The sequence below is a fragment of the Pseudoalteromonas sp. Z1A6 genome, assembly GCF_011378745.1.
Lineage (GTDB): Bacteria > Pseudomonadota > Gammaproteobacteria > Enterobacterales > Alteromonadaceae > Pseudoalteromonas > Pseudoalteromonas arctica.
The window spans coordinates 1-2,468 of record NZ_WTKW01000480.1; the positions used below are offsets into that span (position 1 = coordinate 1).

The 2,468-nt window shown below is 38.5% G+C and carries 2 protein-coding genes; both read right to left on the bottom strand.

All coding sequences use genetic code 11. The features are described from left to right. Positions 1 to 92 precede the first annotated feature (92 nt). On the bottom strand, positions 93 to 1,109 hold the full coding sequence (locus GQR46_RS18695; RefSeq protein ID WP_007586655.1) for an aspartate-semialdehyde dehydrogenase: 1,017 nt from the start codon (positions 1,107 to 1,109) through the stop codon (positions 93 to 95). A gap of 48 nt (positions 1,110 to 1,157) precedes the next feature. Next, the gene (locus GQR46_RS18700) at positions 1,158 to 2,279 is read right to left on the bottom strand and encodes a 4-phosphoerythronate dehydrogenase (RefSeq protein WP_165742035.1); all 1,122 of its coding nucleotides are present in this window, start codon (positions 2,277 to 2,279) and stop codon (positions 1,158 to 1,160) included. Positions 2,280 to 2,468 lie beyond the last annotated feature (189 nt).

The following is a 2,468-nucleotide window of genomic DNA, read 5'->3' on the forward strand; positions in this document are numbered from 1 at the left end:
ATAAACGGCAAAAAACTGACAAGCTCTATAAACAAAAAGCGGCAAACAAATAATGTTTACCGCTTCTAAAATGTGTTCAGCGCTATTAACTATTACATGTAATTAGCAATAAGCTCTTCTGCAATTTGAATACTGTTAGTTGCAGCACCTTTGCGAGTGTTATCACTTACAACCCACATGTTTAATCCATGAGGATGAGAAATATCAGCACGTAATCGGCCTATATAAACAGTATCGTTACCACTAGCGTCAGACACTGCTGTAGGGTAATCACCTTCATCATCAATTAGCTCGACACCAGGCGCGTCTTTTAAAAGTTGCTTAACGTGTTCAAAGTCATAAGGCATGCGCGTTTCAATATTAATTGATTCTGAGTGACCAAAAAACACGGGAACACGTACACATGTAGGATTTACTGCAATAGTGGTATCACCCAAAATTTTATGAGTTTCATTTACCATTTTCATTTCTTCGCGTGTATAGCCATTATCCTCAAAGCTATCAATTTGAGGAATAACGTTAAATGCAATTTGCTTCGGAAATACTTTATTATCCATAGGGCGTGCATTCATCAAGTTAGCTGTTTGCTTTGCAAGTTCATCAACCGCTTCTTTACCTGCGCCCGATACAGCTTGGTAAGTAGATACGTTAATACGGTCTATTCCGTAAGCATCATAAATTGGTTTAAGTGCTAACATCATCTGAATAGTTGAACAGTTAGGGTTAGCAATAATATTACGATTCCTAAAATCAGCTAGGCTTGAAGCATTAACTTCTGGCACCACTAGTGGGATTTCAAAATCATTTCTAAAGTGCGATGTATTATCGATTACAATACAGCCGGCATCAGCAGCAATAGGAGCATATTTTTCAGATACACTACCACCAGCAGAAAACAAACCTATATGCGCTTGGCTAAAATCAAAGCCTTCAACGTCAAGTACTTCAATGGTCTCACCACGAAACTTTATGTCTTCACCTGCGCTGCGGCTGCTCGCAAGTAAAAAAAGCTGATCTACAGGAAACTTACGATCTGCTAGCGTTTCAATGATTTGACGGCCTACTAAACCAGTAGCGCCAAGTACGGCAACGTTATATTTTTGCGACATATTTCTTCCTCTATAAACGACATTAAAACAACATCGTTAGTTAAATAATTATTTAGCTATGCTAAAGCCAAGTTGACTAAGTGCTGCTAGTTGTGGGCTATCACCTTGTAGGAATAAGGTGCTAAATTCTCGCCTTACCGGATAATTTTTACGTAAACTATCAAAGCCCTCACCTTCTAAATGACGAAGTAAAATTCCGTCATCGCGGCGTACGTCATAAATTAAATACACCAAACGGGCAATATCTTGCTCGCTTAGGCTTTGCGTAACAGTTGCATTTGTAATAGCAGGTATTGGTAAAAAATCATCCAACGATTTACTCACCTCTACACCTTTTAGGTCACACAATTTTTGATACAACATTTGTGTACCTCGTGCTTTCCCCTCAAGTGTATGCCCTGCGATATGCACACTGGCATAACGTACATGCTCTAGTAATTCAGTTTGAATATTGGGCTCTTTTTCCCATACATCAAGTACTATATCTAAATCAGCCCCAGCTTCCATTACCTCAAGCAATGCTTGATTATCAATTACGTCGCCTCGGCTTGCATTAATTAGCGTGGTTCCTGGCTTAAGTGATTGTAATCGCTCTTTATTCATCATGTGCAGCGTTTTGTGCTCGCCACCTTTAATAAGTGGAACATGAAAAGTAACAACATCTGATTGCGCTAATAACTCATCAAGTGCTACATGCTCTTGTAGTAAGCCCTGTTCGTGCTTAATTGGATCGCATAACAGTACGTCGACATTTAATGCTTTTAATTTTTGCGACAAACACGTGCCAATGTTACCCATTCCTACAATACCAATTGTTTGACCACACAATGGGCGCGCATTTTCTTGGCTTAATGCAAATAAACTACTAATTACATATTCAGCTACAGCAACTGCATTACAACCAGGAGCACTGGTAAAAGCAATATTTCTATCATGTAGTAATTGCGTATCAATATGGTCAATGCCAATTGTGGCAGTGCCCACAAAGCTCAGCTTGTTAGCTTGTGCCAATAGTTCATGATTAACATTAGTCACTGAACGAGTAAGGAGTACATCTACATTTATTAATTGTTCAGGCGTTAATTTACGACCATCAAAACGCTCAACCTCACCAAAGTCTGCAAAGTACTGCTCAACTAAAGGCATATTTTGATCGGCAAGAATTTTCATCACTGAGTCCGTTTGGCAATTAAGTGGCGCCATTGTAACGAACAACCAAGCCTTTACACAAACTAAAAAGGCGCATTTTAGCTGATACAAATACTTAAAAGTGGTTATGTTGATTGTTTTAAATCAGCAATTTAAATTAGGGATTTAAATTATGTGGATAATAATTTTACTATTGAATATATAAAGGCC